Source organism: Vibrio penaeicida (genome assembly GCF_030689305.1).
Taxonomy (GTDB): domain Bacteria; phylum Pseudomonadota; class Gammaproteobacteria; order Enterobacterales; family Vibrionaceae; genus Vibrio; species Vibrio penaeicida_B.
This window is the reverse complement of the sequence record NZ_JAUYVM010000015.1, coordinates 73,822-90,737: the sequence shown is the minus strand read 5'-3', so window position 1 is coordinate 90,737 and position 16,916 is coordinate 73,822. Positions and strand designations below refer to the sequence as shown.

The window sequence follows — 16,916 nt, the reverse complement described above, 5'->3', positions numbered from 1 at the left end:
TTATTTCAATAATAATAGTCCCACTTTTCCGCCCACGCTCCACTGGGCGGTTTTTTGGCTCCAAATCACTGGCCTCATGATTATACTTAAACTCACCTGAAAATTAGGTGTGGTTCCCCTTCTAGCTCTACTCGCCTAATCTTCGTTTTGTACACTTTTTCCAGCAGTTCAGGATTCATGATTTCCTGTACATCTCCGAACCCTTTAGACGTACCATTTTCAAGCAACAGCACTTTATCTGCATATTGTAGGGTTCTATTTAAATCATGATTTGCCATTACAACCGTGATACCGAGCTTTGAAATTTGTTCGATCAATTCATACAACAGAGACTCTTGCCCTATATCTAATGGAGCTGCGGGCTCATCTAGAATCAATAACTTCCCGTAAGGGTTCCATTGAGGCATCACTTGAATGCACATTGCAGCCAATCTCACACGCTGCCACTCTCCTCCGGACAAGGTGGTGGTATCTCGCACCAATTTGTCATCAATCTGTAGCTGAGAACAAAGTGTTTCCAATGGCTCACCTAAATCGGCAAGTGTGTGACTATTAGGCACGGAAAGAGACAAGAATTGAAGCACTGTCATGGTAAAAGCTGGACGTTCTTGTTGAACAAGATAGGCACGAACGGTGGCTAATTCTTCAAGTGAAAGCTGCTCAATGTTGCGGTCGCCATAATGAATCTCGCCTTTATACCCAAGTAAACCTGACAAGGCAGAAAGCAATGTGCTTTTTCCGCTACCATTCGGACCAATCACATGAAGCACCTCCCCCTCTTCCACTTTGAATGAAAGAGGCAGAAGTCGATTTCCTGCAGACAAAGCATCAACGCAAATCATGGTTTCTTAAAAGCATCCAAATAAAGAAAGGTGCGCCAATTGTTGTGGTGACAACACCAAGAGGTAATTCTGCAGAATCGAGTGAGATTCGAGCCAGTATGTCTGCAAAAACCAGTAAACCGGCACCAGCGATGGCGGACATGGGTAAAAGGTATTTGTTTTCTGTACCAAAGGCTAAACGCAGCAAATGTGGAATCACTAAACCAACGAAACTGATGATTCCCCCTAAAGCGACAGACATCCCGACCAACAACGATACGGCGAGAATCAAGCGCCAGCGTAATTGGTCTACATCGACTCCAAGCTGTTTAGCGTGTGTTTCCCCAACCATAAGTTTGTCGAGTTTACTGCCTTGTAAGCACAACCACACGATAACGGGAACCATAAGCAATGTGAGTGTATGTTGATGCCAGCTGGTGCCCCCTATACTGCCCATCAACCAGTACATGAGCACGCGCATGCTCATATCGTCACTGAAATAGAATGCCCAAGTCACCACAGCACCCGATAAAATACCAAGCGCAACACCGACCAATAGTAGCCTTGGTGTACTTAACTTTAGGCTTCTCGCCATACCCACAATTAATAGAGTAAAGAGCAATGACCCTGCAATTGCAGCAAGCATCGACACTTCAGGGCTTGGCATCACGGGGAGCAGAAACAATACGACAACCATTGCCAAACTGGCGCCACCGGAAATGCCGAGTACGCCTGGTTCCGCAAGCGAATTCCCCAGCAGTACCTGAAGGCTCGCACCTGAAATCGCAAGTGCAGACCCTATCGCTAAAGCGGCAAGTAACCTTGGCAGTCTTAGCTCCATAAGCAGCATTTGATTGAGTGGTTCGGAATAGTTAAAGGGTGAAATGAATACTTCACCGATAGAAAGGTAGCTAAAGCAGAGAACGAGCAGCAAGATCGAACTTGCAATGAAGCAATTTTTCCATCTGCGCTGCTTGTTTAGAATAAGTTGGTTAAAGTTCATATCGGTATGGTTCGTAAGCATCTCGCTACCATACCGATAACAAACCATATTAAGCAAGTATCAATCTATATTAACCGCTACTAACTGGTCGTTTTCAAAGCAAGTTTCAGATTCAACAACCATCACAACGGCTCGTTGACCCAACGCTACTTTTGGGTTTGGAAACACGATGGCTTCACCTTGTTTCTCAGCGTAGAGCAATGTATCTCCATCGAACCCCAAGAGCTCCCCTTTATCAAAACGCGTAAAGTTTGCTACGTCGTTAGAAAAAGTAAAACTAAAATCGAGGTGGTTCTTAATGATGGTGCGGCTAACTGCATACACTTTTAAAGCGTCTTTCTTTGCTGGCATCGAATCGTTTGAAAGTAATGCGCGAAGTGAAAGACCAAAAGCCGAAATTAAGCCCAGGTCATTACTGCCGAGCTTTGAAACTCTACCAAGCTCCATTGTTAACGCTTGTGCACCATAAAAGTGTGCTGAGTGCCAACTAAAGGTACTGGTCGGGGAATTCGAAAGCAACAGTGCTTCTATTTGCCCTGCCTCTAGAAACTCAACGACGTCTTTAGAGCGAACAGGTTGTTCGACGTAAGGGCTGACAGCAAAGGTAAAGTGCTCTGATGCGCGGATCGCACAATGCAAATCTAGATGCCAACGAGTGGCTAGTTCGGTGCCTTCAAAAAACGATTTAACGTGTGTCTTTAGCTTTCCCGCAATGTCTGTTTCGATGGTTTCTGGTCGTTCGCTTTCATCAAACAATCGATTTAAGTTTTCAGTAACAAAACGCGTGTGTTGGTTTGTCGCTTGAGGGTGCCCCAAAATGAGCAAACATCTTGAAGTAGGTTCAAAGCTGCCATCCACGATATCGTTCACCAATTGGTCAACTAACTCCATTGGCGCGGTTTCATCGCCATGGATACCAGCGGAAACGATGACATTCTTACTACCTTGAGAAAGTTGCTTGGGCTCCCAAAGAAGGACACCACGATCAACCCAATTTAAAAGACCTGACGATAATGAAAGGGATTGAGGGGAAAAACCTCCATCAAAATCCAATGTATCGTAAAGAAAAGACTGTTTGAAAAGTGAACCCTGCATTGTACAACTCCCTGTCCGGCTCAACATCTGTTGCAACAATGTTACATCTGGGGAAAGTGGAAGTACATACAATATGGAATGTATTTAGACTTAATAACCAACTAATCAAAATGAAAGCGTCATAATCTCTAACAACCTTTGATATACCAAAATGACTTACTATTCGTCCTGAAAGAATATTTATTTCTTAAAATATATAAACTAAGAGTAAGATTTGACACAGTGAGGGTTTAACTAAAAAAACTGAAGCGCATTATTCAATGGCACTTCAGTAATTTAAGTGAACAATTTCGGTAATGTAAAAAGGCGAACTAGATTTGCATCAGTCGGATTTTTTATTCTCTATTTTTACAATCGAATCCGCGGTTAGTTCGTAGTAATAGGCATCTTTGTCGATGTCGTGCCCAATTCCCTTTTCATCAAGCCAGTAATGAGGACCAGTAAAACTAATTTCTACTCTTTCACCCAAGTCTGTGAACTGGATAATATCCACTACGTCTGTTGAGTCATACGTATAATCGTCGCCTGGATATATGTCGAGTGTGCCTAGATACTGGACATTCCCATTCTTCAGATTATATATGCGCACGCCCCATGATAAATCAGCGCCAATCTCAGCAACCAGCAAGTCGTAATTGCGCGTCTTAACGAAGTACGGGTAGTAGAAATCAGCATCCCCAAAACGTGACTCTGCTAATAACACTTTTCCATTACGCTCAAACGTAGTAGTCATTCCCCAGCCAGCACAAACAGAAAGCTTAATCGCCGAACCAGGAGGGATGTACATGCTTTTACATTTTGGCTTTTCAGATGACCAGGGTCCCTTCTGTTCTAGTACGTTTTGAAGGGCGACTATTGGAACCAAGTCTTTAGATTTAGAATACCCAGTAAAGCTAAGGCAAATAAAGACCAAACATATTATGTATTTCATACTAAATTAACTACCGTCAAAAATTTTGCTGAAGTTTACATTCGCATCCACTTTGCATTGAGGAATAGTAAACGACTGAATATGGGGAGCTCTTAATGGGCACTTTTTGTACACTTTGAATGGGGATATTCGCCCTGCTAAGCTTCGACCACTATAGGCAGATGTTCTTATCTCAAAATGTAGGTGCTCATCTCTAACATCGTCACACTTAGCATTGCCACTATCACCTGTATAACCAATATGTTGACCGGCGAAGACTATGTCACCTTTAGACACGTTAACACTCTTAAGGTGGGCGTAAAATGCATAATGAATCTTCTCGTTAAAAGCAAAAGATATACACAGTTGCTTTCCGTATAATCCATGGTCACGAAAATACTCGACTTTACCTGTTGCGATTGAATAGATTGGCGTGCCGACTCTAGCCTCAAAATCCCAACCTTGGTGAGCTCGAACACTCCCATCATCATTCCGCCTCACGTTTCCAAATGTATGGTTGACTAATCCTCTCCTAATTTTATTCTTCTTTAGTGGCCATATGATTGAGAAAGGAACAACTCTAATTGAAGGGAGGCTTGAGGTTATACTTTTTGTTTTACCAAGCGCATTTGATAGGGTTTTGTGCGAACGTCCGTTTACATCAATTCGCCCGTCGGGTTTTGCCATTCCAACCATTACAGCCTGAAAAGACTTTATCGCCCCCACTGTTTTTGATTTAGCTGGATTTGAACCTAAAGAACCGTCCTCTGCCAGAGGTTCTTTAAGATTGATTAAACGAGTCAGTTTATTAAGAGAGATTTGAATTCGTTTTATATCAGAATAGGCGTTTTTACCTTTAAGCCCAACTGACCCACTTAACGTTATTCTTGTCATTTTTGTTCCTAGCAATATATGCAACTTAACACTGCATGCAAACTATTCGATTTTCTAGAACAAACCAATATCACACTGCATACTTAGTGCTGTTCATACAGATTACTGCGAAGGACATCGCAATATAGAAGAATGAACCCCAAAGTATTTTCTTTGGGGTTAACAAAAGGTTAACTATTAATCTTCGCCAACAATGCTTCAAATTCAGAAATTTTCTGCTCAACTTGATCAATGCTCTGTTGCCAGAAGGCTTTTTCTTCCAAGTTCATGCCTAAGTGTTTTTCTACGACTTCTTCTGCTTTCATTCGCCCCGTATCACGAAGTAACGCTACGTAATCTGGGTAGAAGTGCTCGCCTTTAGATTCACGCTGTGCATAAACGTCTTTACTGAATAGGTAGCCAAATAGGTATGGGTAGTTGTAAAAGTTGACTTCAGGGATACTGAAGTGGAGCTTACTTGCCCAGAAATAGGTGTCTGACTCTGGCATAACGCTGCCGTACCAATCTTGCCAAGTGCTAGCCATTAACGTACACAACTCTTCTGACGACAGCTCCGCGTTTTTACGTTTTTCGTAAAACTCACGTTCGAACTCAAAACGCACTGGAATGTTGAGCATAAAGGCAACGCAAGCAAACAACTCTTCCCACAGCATTTCCAGTTTATCTAGATCGCTTTCGGCTTGTTCTAACAACGCATCACGGACAATGTTCTCGGCGAAGACAGATGCCGTTTCGGCAAGCGTCATTGGGTACGACGTTTCCGCAAGAGGCATATCCGTCATTACCCAGTTATGGAATGCGTGGCCCAGCTCGTGGGCAAGAGTAATCAAATCTTTTTGACTGCCGCTCCACGTCATAAAGACAAGTGGAGTACGTGTACTTGCAAGCTTGGTGCAGTAAGCGCCTTGCCTCTTATTAGGCTGAGGTGCTGCATCAATCCAGCCGTTTTTCACCATAAGGTCAACAAAATCGGCCATTTCCTGAGACACGGAAGCAAACGCGTTCTTAATAATTTCAATCGCTTCATCAAATTCGTAAACCTTGGTTACTCCGTCTGTTAAAGACGGCATTGCTGCGTGCATATTCCAAGGTGTGAGGGACTCAGATCCTCTTACAATCGCCATTAAACGAGCGGCTTTTTGCGAAATTTCTTTATTGTCTCGTGCACTACCAATCAATGCTTCGAGCGTTTTTTCTGATATGCGGCTGTCGTTCAAACTAGGCTCTAGGAAATTGGCGATTCCACGCTTCTGCGCTTCTGTATGTCTCCAACCCGCTAAAGCATTGACGATAGAAGCGAACGTTTCTTGGTGCGTTCCCATTGCAGCCTGAATGCCACGCCATGTGGGCTCATGTTTATCAACATTACCGCTAAATAGCTCACTCGCGGCTTGCGACAAAGCCATTGTTTCTGATGAGCCATCTTTATAAGAAACATCCACTTTCAGCGTGCCGGTTAGGTTATCGTACAAACGACCCCAAGCTGTTTTTCCATCCACTTGTAGTGCTGATAACAATTGCTCTTGTTCAACAGATAATCTTTGCGACGCTTTTTCTCGCAGGCAGCGAATGGCAAAGCGCTGCGCTTTTACATCGTCACACTCATGATTGAGCACTTTTTCAACAATACTTTCTTCTGCCGTTGCCAGCTTATCTTGGTATGGGCTATATGCTTGTTGAAGGTTAGCACCGAGTTTAGTTGTACGACCGACCAATTGCTTGGCTCTACTCAGCGTTGAATCCACCGAGGCGTAGCAATTGGCGAAACTTGAAATAGTTCGGAGGGTTTTCAATACATTGGAGTAGGTAACAATGCCTTTTTGGATTTGGTTAACGAGTTGGTCACCCTCTGCAAAACCTTGTTTGGCGTGATAGTTGAGCTGGTCGATACCTTGCTCAATGGTGTGAATGTCCTTTTCAATTCTGGCGTCATTGAGATTTTGATATGCGACACTGAGATCCCAGCTTGGAGCTGTCATTTTTTATTTCCTTATAGTAACGCCAACGCTCCTCACTTTTACGAAAACTTGCTCTGCTTTGCAAAGCTCTATATGGGTAACAGAGGCATTAGCGATTGATAATGTAGAGTAAAGTGCAGGGTTGCGCCAATCTAAACCCAGAACGCTGGCTAGTATAATTCTGATTACACCACCATGCGTAACAACAAGGGTATCTTGCTGACAAGTTTGAGTTAATGATCGCCATTTAGATTCAACTCGTTGATGAAATTCTTCTAATGTTTCGGCGTTAGGTAATGGATGACCAGCAGGATCACGCCAAAAATCATCGAGAAGATGCCATTTAGATTCTATTGCATTAAATGGTTTGCCATCTAAATCGCCAAAAAACATTTCTTTGAAGGCTTCTGAAATTTCAACACTTGCTGACGGTTGAGCGCTATCTTTGACCGTCGAGTCTTTCCCTGACGATATGAGTTTAGCTAAATTCAAACAACGAGATAATGGTGATGAAATGATAGAATTAAAAGTACCGATTTCCGATACCAAATCTGAAGCTATTTGAGACTGTGTTGTTGCTGGCACTTTTGCATCGGTCCAGCCATTCAAAGCAGGTTCACCTGTCACTTTTCCATGTCTCACTAAATAGATGTTGTAATTGGCAGGGGTTTTCATTTCTTATCAGCCTTTAAGATTTTAAAGACAAGGGCAAACCGGCAGCAATAAACGTGACATTACTGCATACAGACGCGACCTTCCGATTCATCCAACCAGCATGATCAACAAACAAACGGCTAACTTTACCCAGTGGGACAATCCCCATTCCGACTTCGTTAGACACGACAACAATACGACAACGAGAAGTTGTAATGGCGTGAACAAGCTCTTCCACTTTCTCGTGTACTTGGCTATCCATCACATCGTCACCTAATTCAAATAAAACATTATTTAGCCATAACGTTAGGCAATCCAGTAAGACGACACAGCCTTCATCTAATGTTTGGATAACTTCGGCAAGATATAGAGGTTCTTCAATGAGATTCCAGCTCTCCCCTCTTCTTTGCTGATGTATATCGATCCGCTGTGACATTTCTCCGTCAAAAGATATCGCGGTCGCGATGTAGATTTTCTTTAAGGTAGAGCTACTTGCTATTTCTTGTACACACCCTTCAGCGTAAGTCGATTTCCCGCTTCGTGCGCCACCTAAAACCAAGTGATGATTTTTCATACGCTTATTCCCATCGCCCCTAATACAACCAAATAGAAAAGGAGCTCTACAAGTTGTTGAGCGGCACCTAAACAATCACCAGTAAAGCCACCTATTCGTGCCATTAGCCAGCGCTTAAATGTGATGCGAAAAGCGATTCCAATTGCAATAACCATAACAGCAGTGTTTAGAGGCATCCAAAGTATTGAAGCCACAGCACAAACTAGTATAAATATCAGTTCAGAAAGAGATTGTTTTTGTGCAAGAGGCTTACTTTTACTGGTATCAGAGTCCGAGACATAGGGTGTATCGTAGATAAAGCTGGCTGCAATTGCGCGGCTAAACGTGTACCCCGCAACCCAAACGAGAAAGATATTTTCATGATTTGCTAATTCTGAAAGCAATAAGAATTTCCCTAAAAGCGCCATGACTAGAGCACTGGCGCCATAGGTTCCTATTCGGCTATCCTTCATAATCGACAATCGGCGATCTCGAGTCATGCCACCACCAATCCCATCCGCCATATCGGTAAGACCGTCTTCATGGAAAGCGCCAGTCAACATAAGGCTAAATACCATTGCGATAAAGACTGAAATCTGGGGTGAGAATATGAGGTTTGACGCCTCGTAAACCGAGGCGCATAGCAGACCGAGTAATGCGCCAACAACCGCAAAATATCGACCAGCCCTATTCATACGTTCGTCTGAATAGGGAGTAGAAGACGGAACTGGAATTCTAGAGAAGAAACTCAGCGCAAGATAGAACAATTCTAGCTGAGTTTTCAGCCAACTCACACAGTCACTCCTGCGCTATCAAAGCTTGCCATGTCGTTGTAAAAAGCTGCAGCGGCCAGTACAAGTGGATAGGCTAATGCAGCGCCAGTGCCTTCGCCAAGCCTTAAACCAAGATCGATCATGGGTTTGGCTCTTAACGCCTCCAGCACAAGTTTGTGTGCATGTTCTTCCGAACAGTGAGCGAAAAGCATGTAATCACGGACTTCAGGTTGAATTCTCATTGCAACAAATCCAGCTACAGAAACAATGAACCCATCAACCAACACCGGAATTTTCTTGTCACAAGCCTCTAAAAACGCACCAACCATTTGAACGATTTCATAACCACCTACTTCGCTCAGTATCACTAAAGGATCTAATCCTAAATGTGATTTATTGCTGCGTTCTATTGCCTGCTGAACAAGCTCTACTTTGCGAGAACGCTGTTCTTGATTAATCCCCGTTCCAGCCCCGACAGACTCCTCAGCTTCAATGCCGAGCGCTAAGCTTAATAAAGCCGATGCACTACTTGTGTTCCCGATCCCCATTTCGCCAAACATAAGAATGTCGGTACCTTGCTGGCTAAGATCTGAAATCAAAGTTCGCCCGAGCGAGATCCCCTTATTAACTTGCTCTAAAGACATAGCTGAGCTTTTCACAAAGTTTTTCGTTCCAGCACCGAGGCGCTGCACAAAATAGTTACTCTGATTCGACTCCACTGGTCGCAAGATGCCAGCATCGACGATCGACAAGTCAATATTATTGAGTGTACAAAAACAGTTTATTGCAGCCCCACCTGCAAGAAAGTTTTGTACCATTTGTTGAGTTACCGCACTTGGCGCAATACTCACGCCCTCTTCCGCAATTCCATGATCGCCAGCAAATACGATCATCCTTGGCTTATTTAATACGATTTTGTTGATAGGATTCGATTTATTTTGGCTTTGAATCAAAGCCAGTTGATGTGCAGTATCTTCCAACAAACCAAGCGCGCCTGGTGGCTTAGTTTTTTGATTGATGACATTTTGAATGTGACTGGAATGTGTTTGGTCTAGCATTTTTCTTCTTATTTTTACTACTTATGAGATTCAGTCTACCTGCTCAGGCCACCGCAGGCTATGCTGAATATCAAAATACTCGCACACATCATACCAGAACATTTAGTGAACAAATCGCCCGCGATAGTTAATTAATTCACTCCGTTAGCACCACATTCGCGTTATTTACTGAATTATCGTTAAAAGGCTTATTTAAAGCACTGAATTAATTATAGAGTTGGCGGTCACAAAATTTGTGAAGCCATTTGATTGTATGCCAGCGGGAAGATCACGCACGCTATAACTCTTTTTGAAGCCCATATTTAACCAGTATTTTCCAATAAGTACCGTTTTTCTTGATTTCTCTTAAGCCTAGATTGAAATCATGGATCAATTGGCGCGCGTTGGGATGGCTCTTACTCACCGTAATGTGTAGCGCATTTACTGAGAGTGCGTTTTCTGTAACCTCAAACAAATCGGGATCCAATCCGTTATCAGTCATTAGAAATGACGCAACAATGGGTTCTTCTAGCGTTAAGTCTATCCTGCCAGCTATGAGCTTTTTGAGGTTGCTCAATGTGTCTGAAACGGGATCACGTCTAAACAGTAAAGAACTCAAAAATTCATCACCGTACCCATAGCTTCTAACAATACCAATATTTCGTCCTCGTAAGCTTTCCATCCCAAAATATTCAAACGGATCGCCTTTGAGCTTAATGAATTTCACTTTATTGTAAAAATACGGGTTGCTAAACTCTAGATATGAAGCCCTTTCTTCGGTATACCAAGTCGCCACTAACACATCCACGCGGCTTTTCTTGACTTCGTGTATGGCTCTAGCAAATGGCATAAGTTTAAAATGAAGGTCATAACCTTGAGTTTCAAAAGCTGCTGTCACGATATCAACAGCGATACCTTGCTCTTCACCTTGCATAGAAAACGGTGCCCAGCTGTCTTGAACACCTGTGATGGTTTTCGCAGATAAAACCCCAACATTGATAAGGTTAACAGCGATGAGAATAAAGGAGAGAAAAAGCGATTTACAAACCATACTCCACCTCAATTTATGATGACATCTACCAATTTAGGGTGCATTTTTCAGCTCTTCACCTGCTCAAAAATCACTCACCCCTATACATTAGTAACACGTCAATCACGTATCAACACACCAACAGCACAACTTCGGTAATTATCACTTCTAAGACATCGGTTCAGTCCTTCAACTCGATTTGAGAGCGTAAAACACAACTAACCGTCTCAATATTCAACTATTCTCATTTTGAGAATTCGCACAAATGCAACCTGTATTCTATTGTCAAATTGAAAGAAGCTACGCATTTCAAATTGCGAAACCCTTAGTAAATATCACTATGTAACTGTAATTTAAAGAATTAATTATTGGCACATATTGTGCTAATTCTTTAAGCATAACGTTTCCGATAACTGGAGAGACCTATGGAAATGCAAAGATCAGAACAAAGCCCTCAACTACTTACTCTGTCTGTATTAGGCGATATGGATGCAATGGGATGTAAGTCGTTACAGCCTCAAATAGATAAAGTCATTTTCGAAGATACACATAAAGAAGTCGAAATAGACTTATCTCAAGTTTCATTTTTAGACTCCTCTGGCGTTGGTGCGATTGTTTATCTCTACAAACGCTTAATCGAGAAGAAACGAGTAATGCGAATCGAAAATGCGCATGGACAACCTCTTGAACTTATTACTTTACTCAGAATTAGTAACGCCATTCCAGTTAACAATAACAGCCACTAGTTACACCATTTTAAGTCGCACTGTTTAACGTTGGTTTCACGTTAGAAATGTTCGGAGGTTGGTATGAGATTCATCTTTTTACTGTCATTGTTTGCTTCAATATCGGGCTGCACCAGCTTTGCACCTGAAGGCAATGGTGGCCTTGCAGAGCATTATCCTCAAGCAAGCTTCTCAGCCGTAATGCCTGACGAACCTCTAGGCCCTGAACACGGGCTCAGATTTGAATGGGAACTGGCGGCAAGGCACTTAGATGTGCTGATTTTGGAACAAGCTGAATGGTGTTTCCCTGCAACCGTTTATCACGCAAAAAATAATGAAGCGCGAATCGCACGCGAGCTTGAGGGCGGTTTAGAGTACGACGCAGCGAACGATTTAATCATCCAAAGAAAGCTTCTCAGAAGACTTGAAAACCAGTTGGATTATGTCCTCTCGAAAGAAGATTGTGTGCCACCAGGAAGCAATCAGAAAAGCAAAAAAGAGGTGGATTTAGCCACACGCCTATACGACTTACTTAATGCAGACAACCAGTTCGCTTTCAATAGTTATGAACTGAGCCCTAAATATATCGGGCGTCTTGCGGAAGCCTCTCACCTGCTAAAACAAAATCCTGAGTTCAAACTGCTTATTACTGGTCATGCTGATTCTGTAGGTAAAGAGAGTTACAACACCGACTTGGCGATGGAACGCGCTAAACAAGTGAAAAGATATTTGAGCATTTTTGGCTTAGAACCGCAGCGCATTCATGTCGATTCAGTGGGAACAACAGACCCGTTATTTGAAGGCAGTGAACCACATGTTCGGCTAACAAATAGACGTGTCACCATTGAATTGCTTCAAGCAGAACAAATACTGCCAGCGGAGATGAACAATGAATAGATTCTATCGTGTCATACTTTGCTTAGTGGTGGGTTTAATACCTTTAAATGTACACGCCAAACAAGAAACAGTGAATGTTGGCGATTTAGTCAGTGTTATGTTGCCAGGGGAACCCACCTTAAATAAGGATTTCCAAGTCGACAAACGTGGCAGGCTCATTCTTCCTGAAGTGGGTCCAATTCATGTTGCAGGTAAAACGGAAGATCAAATGATCGCAACGATTACGATCAGTTTAAAAACCGTGCTTCAAGATCTCTCCAACCTAAAAGTTTTTATCAGTAAAAAGCAGTTGCTTGTTAGTATCCAAGGCTATGTTGAAAACCCGGGTGAGTATACCCTTCAAAAAGGTGACAGTGTTCAGTTGGCACTCCATGCGGCTGGTGGATTACGCTCTGGTGCGCAGCTCGACCAAATACAACTTCGCCGTGGAGATGATGTTCAAACGTTCAATTACAAAGCGTTTTTAGATACAGGTAACAAGAACCTGCTACCTGATATGAGATCTCTAGACACCTTATTCATTCCTGCTTCTCCTATGGTTGGTAACATCGAACAAGAATTCGACCCAGCCAAATTGGCGGATGCCGGTGACGCCGCCGACGGACGAAACGCCATCAAGGTATTTGGCGAAGTTAACGCCCCGGGTACCTTTTCTTTCAAAAAAAACAATACGCTTGTCGATCTTCTCATGCGTGCAGGTGGTGTAACTCGCTACGCTGCCGTAGACCAGATCCGCGTTATTGCTCATAACGAACCTACTCTTTTCAGCCTTAAGAAATACCTTGATACAGGTAACAGCAATCTTTTGCCTGAACTTGTGGCTGGTGCAACCATATTCGTCCCTAAGCAAGAAGACGAAATCAAATCCGGTTCTAATACCGTTTATGTCATGGGCGAAGTGGCCAAACCGGGCGCATTCGAAGGGAAAGAAGGTGCGACCTTTATGGACATTTTGGCTAACGCTGGTGGTCCGACTCGTTTTGCTGAATCTCGCCAAATTCGAGTCATTAAAAGTAATGGTCGAGTCATCAACTTTGATTTGTCGGGTTATACAGAAGGTACGCAACGCATGACGCCACCCGAAATCGCGCCTGGTGACGCCATTTTCGTTCCTGAAAAGACCGACATGAATGAGAAATCATGGTTAAAAATCGCGCCTAGCCGAGCAGTACGTGTGATTGGAGAAGTAAAGCGACCAGGGCGAATTGAATGGTCTGACGAAATGAACCTGATGGATTTGTTAGCTCATGTTGGAGGACCGATTGGCAGAGCGGACACAAGTCGAATTGAGGTCGTCACTCCCACCCCTCAAGGTATACCAGAAATGACCGTGTTCGATTTGGATAGCTTTATAAAGAACGGGTCGAGCGATGCTGAGCTGCCGTTAATTCGAGCAGGTAGCACGGTTCGTGTCCACGATTTGCCGCAAGACCCTTCTGACAACAAAGCACAATGGGTTCGCCAAGCTTCTGATGTTTCCATCTATGTATTTGGTCAGCTTTCTGCACCTGGAAGATATCGATTTACCGAAGACATGCATTTCCTCGACATTCTAGCTGCGGCTGATGGTCCTACCCAAAGTGCCGATATTCACAATATTCGTGTCACCCACCGCAATGGGAAATATGCACGAGTCAGTAAGCTTAACTTGGCGCTTTACTTCGAAACAGGTGATGAATCCTTACTGCCGAAAGTAAAACCTGGCGATACCATTTACGTGCCAGAGAAAGACAAGAATTGGTTAGACGAAAGCAAAGAATCCACGATTCGCGTATTAGGAGCCGTCAACAACCCCGGTAGATATCGATTCAACGATACCATGACTATTTTGGATCTTTTGGCAGAAGCTGGAGGACCCAATAGCAATGCGTACCTAGAAAAAATCAGTGTAGTGAACATGTCTTGCTGTAGCGGTCAAGCTCGTACATTTGACCTTATTGAGTTCAGCCGTACCGCCAACTTTAGAAACCTGCCAGTACTCAGAGCGGGAGATACCGTTTATGTCCCCAGAATGGATGAAAGTATGTTAGAAAAAGTCCGAACGGGCTTAGATGATGTGTTTCGTATCTTGGCTACCGTCGCATTGATAGGAGCACTGTAATGTCTATTCCTGCTTGTAACATGGAAATTGAACAAATTTTCCTTCAGCTAGAGAAACACCATTGCCGCTCTTTCTGTATTACCTCGACAAATTGCGGTGAAGGCAGCAGTTCAATTGCACTGGCTCTAACCGAGCGACACCTGCTTGCTGGGTATAGAACTTTGTTCGTTGACTTAAACTTAAAGCACCCAAGTCTTATGTCGATTGATTTACCTAGTATGCTTCCCGACGCTTCTGGCAGCCCTGCTTTCACTACTGATATACATACGGCTAACAACATAGACGTTTTTGAGGATATAGAAGATATTGAGAACATCGAGACCTTTGAAAGCCAAGATAGCTTTGACAGCCAAGATACCTTTAACAACCAAGAAACAATTGAAAATTTTGAAAGAAAAAGCGATAAAAACGCGATAGTCAGTAACCAACACGAGCCCGAACCAACGGGCTGCCAGCACCTCGCGATCGTTGAAGGTACTCACGAGGTCATTACTGGCGTCAACGCACCATCGGAAAAAGCTGAAATTATGGGCTTTCGCCAACCTCACATGCTCAAGCAAAAGATAGAACTTTGGCTCAAGGACTACGATAGAGTCATCATCGACACCAGCCCGATCTCGCAGTTAAATGCCAACAATATCCCAGCAGAAACAATCGCTGGATGCTGCGATGGCACCGTTCTTATGCTGATGGCAGGGAAAACCAATCACGCTGAGTTGTCGTCAGCTATGCATCACTTAAACGACAACAACGCCAATCTGCTTGGCACAGTAATCAACGATTTACATCACCCTAGCCTTTCAGATGAACTTTGCCGTCAACTTAAGCGCTTTACATTTCTTCCCAAATCTTTGGTGTCCAAGCTATCTATGTCGATTCGACGAGCTAGGTTTCTTCAGGTGACCATATGACCACAGATCAATTGAGTCATCATCACAGCACACTGCTATTTGCGCATCGCCGCAAAGCGAATTTAGAGTCGGTGACAATGTTGCGTCAGTGCTTATCTAAAGCGCTGGATACCACCATGAAAGCCACAGCGCAGAAAAACAACATCTTGCTGTGTTTCTCGGAATGGGCAACTAACCTTATTCAGCATGCCTCACCGATGACTGAAGACATTGATATCTCGATTGAAAAGCAATCTGATGTTCTCGTTCTAAAAGTCTTGGACACCGGGCAAAGCTGGAACCCGACATTAACTGACGAAAAATCCATCATCACTGAGTTTAGTGATGCTGAAGAAGGACGAGGTATCGCACTGATACAAACGTACTGTGATGACCTGCATTATGAAACGGTCGATGGTGTCAACAAGCTCACTATGAGCTGGAAAATAGTGAAAACCGTCAGTAAATCTCGAGTACTCATTGTTGATGATGACCCGTTACTGCTTAAAGTGTATGACGCTTACCTAAATAAAGATCTCGATATAACGTGTGCGCGAAGCGGCGATCAGGCTCTTGAGCTTATCGAAAATAACAAATTCGACCTGATCATTTCAGATATTCAAATGCCAAACATGGGCGGGATGGAGCTTCGAAAAGCGATACAAGAGGCACATGATGGTCGAAGCATTCCATTCATTTTCCTAACCGCCCTATCAGAAGAAAACGTCCAAGCGAACGCCAATCACTTAGGGATAGATGATTACCTTATTAAACCTGTCGATAAAAAATCGTTACTGTTTTCAGCTCAACGCGTATTAGCCAGATCCAATCAGGTATACAACCAACTGTCGCACAGGCTCGATGAAAAAATCACGAACAGCTTACTCCCCAAAATTAGTAAACCCAAGTCAGGGTGGAACATTGAGATTCGGCAAAGAACCACAGGGTGTGGCGGTGGAGATTTCTTACTTTCCAAACGTTTTGAAAAAGAAAACTTATATGTGTTGGCAGACGTTATGGGGCACGATGTGAGTGCCAAATTCTTCGCTTATGCTTACGCAGGCTATTTACGTGGGCTGTTACATTCCACTACAACTGCAAGCCCAACGGATACGTTAAACAATTTGTCTAACAGCGCTTTTGAAGATCAGCTTCTATCACAAATCACCTTAACCAGCTGTGCTTTTTCATTACTCGATAACGACCAAATAGAGATGGCATCAGCAGGTCACCCCTGCCCATTATTGATAACAGATAAAGGGATAGAAAGTGTTCCTGTTCAAGGGATGCTACCCGGATTACTCCATCACAGTGGCTACTCTTCTACCCAAATTCAATTAGGCGAAGGAAAACGCATTGCTGTATTTACGGATGGATTATTTGAATCTGGTGACAGCGTCACAGAAAGAGAGCAACTGACCATAGAAATAGAGAAAACGCTCTTAGAAACTTTACGCAAACCAATCGACGTTGCTATTGATGAAGTAATGCGCGTTTTTGATGTTCTAGCGGGAACACCAGCTAAAGACGATACCTTATTGATTCTTATCGAATCCAAATGTGGTTAGGAGAAAG

General features: G+C 43.3%; 16 protein-coding genes. 5 read left to right on the top strand and 11 right to left on the bottom strand.

Going from position 1 to position 16,916, the window contains the following annotated elements:
- Positions 1–92: 92 nt before the first annotated feature.
- From btuD to Q8W40_RS20800, 11 genes are all read right to left on the bottom strand, one after another.
- On the bottom strand, positions 93–842 hold the full coding sequence (gene btuD, locus Q8W40_RS20850; RefSeq protein ID WP_305399955.1) for a vitamin B12 ABC transporter ATP-binding protein BtuD: 750 nt from the start codon (positions 840–842) through the stop codon (positions 93–95).
- Positions 829–1,824 carry a vitamin B12 ABC transporter permease BtuC gene (gene btuC / locus Q8W40_RS20845; protein WP_305400041.1) on the bottom strand — a complete coding sequence of 332 codons (996 nt, stop codon included), beginning with the start codon at positions 1,822–1,824 and terminating at the stop codon, positions 829–831. The genes btuD and btuC overlap by 14 nt, the downstream gene beginning before the upstream one ends.
- A gap of 60 nt (positions 1,825–1,884) precedes the next feature.
- Positions 1,885–2,919: a succinylglutamate desuccinylase gene (locus Q8W40_RS20840; RefSeq protein WP_305399954.1), complete on the bottom strand. Its 1,035-nt coding sequence runs from the start codon at positions 2,917–2,919 to the stop codon at positions 1,885–1,887.
- Between the two features lie 322 nt (positions 2,920–3,241).
- Positions 3,242–3,850, bottom strand: a complete 609-nt coding sequence (locus Q8W40_RS20835; protein ID WP_305399952.1) for a hypothetical protein — start codon at positions 3,848–3,850, stop codon at positions 3,242–3,244.
- A gap of 6 nt (positions 3,851–3,856) precedes the next feature.
- Positions 3,857–4,723 (bottom strand): M23 family metallopeptidase, encoded by an 867-nt coding sequence (locus Q8W40_RS20830; RefSeq protein WP_305399950.1) that lies wholly within the window; start codon positions 4,721–4,723, stop codon positions 3,857–3,859.
- Between the two features lie 170 nt (positions 4,724–4,893).
- Positions 4,894–6,702, bottom strand: a complete 1,809-nt coding sequence (locus Q8W40_RS20825) for a M3 family oligoendopeptidase (RefSeq protein ID WP_305399948.1) — start codon at positions 6,700–6,702, stop codon at positions 4,894–4,896.
- Between the two features lie 3 nt (positions 6,703–6,705).
- The gene (locus Q8W40_RS20820) at positions 6,706–7,356 is read right to left on the bottom strand and encodes a histidine phosphatase family protein (RefSeq protein ID WP_305399946.1); all 651 of its coding nucleotides are present in this window, start codon (positions 7,354–7,356) and stop codon (positions 6,706–6,708) included.
- A 13-nt stretch (positions 7,357–7,369) separates the two neighbouring features.
- Positions 7,370–7,909 (bottom strand): bifunctional adenosylcobinamide kinase/adenosylcobinamide-phosphate guanylyltransferase, encoded by a 540-nt coding sequence (cobU, locus tag Q8W40_RS20815; RefSeq protein ID WP_305399945.1) that lies wholly within the window; start codon positions 7,907–7,909, stop codon positions 7,370–7,372.
- Entirely contained in the window at positions 7,906–8,682 is a 777-nt protein-coding gene (locus tag Q8W40_RS20810; RefSeq protein WP_305399943.1) for an adenosylcobinamide-GDP ribazoletransferase, read from the bottom strand. The genes cobU and Q8W40_RS20810 overlap by 4 nt, the downstream gene beginning before the upstream one ends.
- Positions 8,679–9,719, bottom strand: coding sequence for a nicotinate-nucleotide--dimethylbenzimidazole phosphoribosyltransferase (gene cobT, locus Q8W40_RS20805; protein ID WP_305399941.1), 1,041 nt, complete (start codon positions 9,717–9,719; stop codon positions 8,679–8,681). Before cobT ends, Q8W40_RS20810 begins: the two co-directional genes overlap by 4 nt.
- A gap of 277 nt (positions 9,720–9,996) precedes the next feature.
- The gene (locus tag Q8W40_RS20800; protein ID WP_305399940.1) at positions 9,997–10,749 is read right to left on the bottom strand and encodes a substrate-binding periplasmic protein; all 753 of its coding nucleotides are present in this window, start codon (positions 10,747–10,749) and stop codon (positions 9,997–9,999) included.
- 404 nt (positions 10,750–11,153) lie between these two features.
- Between Q8W40_RS20800 and Q8W40_RS20795 the strand changes: the two genes are divergently transcribed.
- The 5 genes from Q8W40_RS20795 (at position 11,154) to Q8W40_RS20775 (ending at position 16,909) form a co-directional block, all read left to right on the top strand.
- Positions 11,154–11,474 carry an STAS domain-containing protein gene (locus Q8W40_RS20795; protein ID WP_101114785.1) on the top strand — a complete coding sequence of 107 codons (321 nt, stop codon included), beginning with the start codon at positions 11,154–11,156 and terminating at the stop codon, positions 11,472–11,474.
- A 63-nt stretch (positions 11,475–11,537) separates the two neighbouring features.
- Positions 11,538–12,350 carry an OmpA family protein gene (locus Q8W40_RS20790; RefSeq protein ID WP_305399939.1) on the top strand — a complete coding sequence of 271 codons (813 nt, stop codon included), beginning with the start codon at positions 11,538–11,540 and terminating at the stop codon, positions 12,348–12,350.
- Positions 12,343–14,451 carry an SLBB domain-containing protein gene (locus tag Q8W40_RS20785; RefSeq protein WP_305399938.1) on the top strand — a complete coding sequence of 703 codons (2,109 nt, stop codon included), beginning with the start codon at positions 12,343–12,345 and terminating at the stop codon, positions 14,449–14,451. Before Q8W40_RS20790 ends, Q8W40_RS20785 begins: the two co-directional genes overlap by 8 nt.
- Entirely contained in the window at positions 14,451–15,362 is a 912-nt protein-coding gene (locus tag Q8W40_RS20780) for a chromosome partitioning protein ParA (protein WP_305399936.1), read from the top strand. Before Q8W40_RS20785 ends, Q8W40_RS20780 begins: the two co-directional genes overlap by 1 nt.
- Positions 15,359–16,909, top strand: a complete 1,551-nt coding sequence (locus tag Q8W40_RS20775) for a response regulator (protein ID WP_305399934.1) — start codon at positions 15,359–15,361, stop codon at positions 16,907–16,909. Before Q8W40_RS20780 ends, Q8W40_RS20775 begins: the two co-directional genes overlap by 4 nt.
- Positions 16,910–16,916 lie beyond the last annotated feature (7 nt).

Excerpts from the sequence above, each read along its gene's own strand:
- Q8W40_RS20780 (WP_305399936.1), top strand. The coding sequence starts at position 14,451 with ATGTCTATTCCTGCTTGTAACATGGAAATTGAACAAATTTTCCTTCAG.
- Q8W40_RS20840 (WP_305399954.1), bottom strand. The coding sequence starts at position 2,919 with ATGCAGGGTTCACTTTTCAAACAGTCTTTTCTTTACGATACATTGGAT.
- cobU (WP_305399945.1), bottom strand. The coding sequence starts at position 7,909 with ATGAAAAATCATCACTTGGTTTTAGGTGGCGCACGAAGCGGGAAATCG.
- Q8W40_RS20835 (WP_305399952.1), bottom strand. The coding sequence starts at position 3,850 with ATGAAATACATAATATGTTTGGTCTTTATTTGCCTTAGCTTTACTGGG.
- Q8W40_RS20785 (WP_305399938.1), top strand. The coding sequence starts at position 12,343 with ATGAATAGATTCTATCGTGTCATACTTTGCTTAGTGGTGGGTTTAATA.
- Q8W40_RS20800 (WP_305399940.1), bottom strand. The coding sequence starts at position 10,749 with ATGGTTTGTAAATCGCTTTTTCTCTCCTTTATTCTCATCGCTGTTAAC.
- Q8W40_RS20795 (WP_101114785.1), top strand. The coding sequence starts at position 11,154 with ATGGAAATGCAAAGATCAGAACAAAGCCCTCAACTACTTACTCTGTCT.
- Q8W40_RS20790 (WP_305399939.1), top strand. The coding sequence starts at position 11,538 with ATGAGATTCATCTTTTTACTGTCATTGTTTGCTTCAATATCGGGCTGC.
- Q8W40_RS20830 (WP_305399950.1), bottom strand. The coding sequence starts at position 4,723 with ATGACAAGAATAACGTTAAGTGGGTCAGTTGGGCTTAAAGGTAAAAAC.
- btuC (WP_305400041.1), bottom strand. The coding sequence starts at position 1,824 with ATGAACTTTAACCAACTTATTCTAAACAAGCAGCGCAGATGGAAAAAT.
- cobT (WP_305399941.1), bottom strand. The coding sequence starts at position 9,719 with ATGCTAGACCAAACACATTCCAGTCACATTCAAAATGTCATCAATCAA.
- btuD (WP_305399955.1), bottom strand. The coding sequence starts at position 842 with ATGATTTGCGTTGATGCTTTGTCTGCAGGAAATCGACTTCTGCCTCTT.
- Q8W40_RS20825 (WP_305399948.1), bottom strand. The coding sequence starts at position 6,702 with ATGACAGCTCCAAGCTGGGATCTCAGTGTCGCATATCAAAATCTCAAT.
- Q8W40_RS20775 (WP_305399934.1), top strand. The coding sequence starts at position 15,359 with ATGACCACAGATCAATTGAGTCATCATCACAGCACACTGCTATTTGCG.
- Q8W40_RS20820 (WP_305399946.1), bottom strand. The coding sequence starts at position 7,356 with ATGAAAACCCCTGCCAATTACAACATCTATTTAGTGAGACATGGAAAA.